Below are 747 nucleotides of genomic sequence, written 5' to 3'. Positions count from 1 at the left end.
GTATAAATATATTGTTTCGCTTCTTCTTGTGATAGATTAATAGGCTTCTTTAAATCTTCTTGTTTTAAATTTTGCGCACTATCCCCTGAAACACTTTTAATAACACCCTTTTTATCTACGTGTGCAGTCAATTGATACCCATATACTTCTTTTTCTTCGTATGTTTGTTGCATGCGCACAAGTGTAGTCCCATCATAAGAACCACGCTTTTGAAGAACCTTATAATCTACTCCCGTTTCTCCATTAACTTGTTTTGGGGACAAAGCTTGCTCGGTCTTTTCCTTAAGAGCATCTTTTACTACATTCTCTGGTGCCTTTTGTGATGGTTGTGTAAGTTCACCTGTACGGAACGAATCCTCCTGAATTTGAACTTGTAGTTGATCCGTTTCCTCTGCATGACCTACTCCATATGGTGTTACAGCTGTTAAAGCTAATCCTGTTGTTAATGCAACTGTAGCTCTTCTTTTTTTATTTTTCATGATATTTACCTCGTATAATTTCCAAAAATATTAAGCTTTTAAAAAGTAGTATACTGTCTGTTCCTGTCAAAAAAAAGAGAAAATGAAAAAAATCATGTAACATTATGCAAAACTGCATAATTTAATGTCGATAATCAGTTATTTAAATTCAGTTATTCTAGAAAAAATGGTTCTGGTGCGAAAACTTCAAGATAATTGCAAGTAATCTCTAAATCTTGGACATACTGATACTATTACTCTAAAAAAGGTGCGTGATCAGTATGGAAAA

General features: G+C 33.6%; 1 pseudogene. It reads right to left on the bottom strand.

The annotated features are described in order from the left end of the window. Positions 1–479, bottom strand: a pseudogene (locus JDS96_RS30535) (M4 family metallopeptidase); the annotation flags it as partial. Between the last annotated feature and the right edge of the window lie 268 nt (positions 480–747).

Source organism: Bacillus cereus group sp. N21 (genome assembly GCF_016483395.1).
Lineage (GTDB): Bacteria > Bacillota > Bacilli > Bacillales > Bacillaceae_G > Bacillus_A > Bacillus_A pseudomycoides.
The sequence above is the reverse complement of the archived record's forward strand: the minus strand, read 5'-3'. Positions and strand labels throughout refer to the sequence as shown.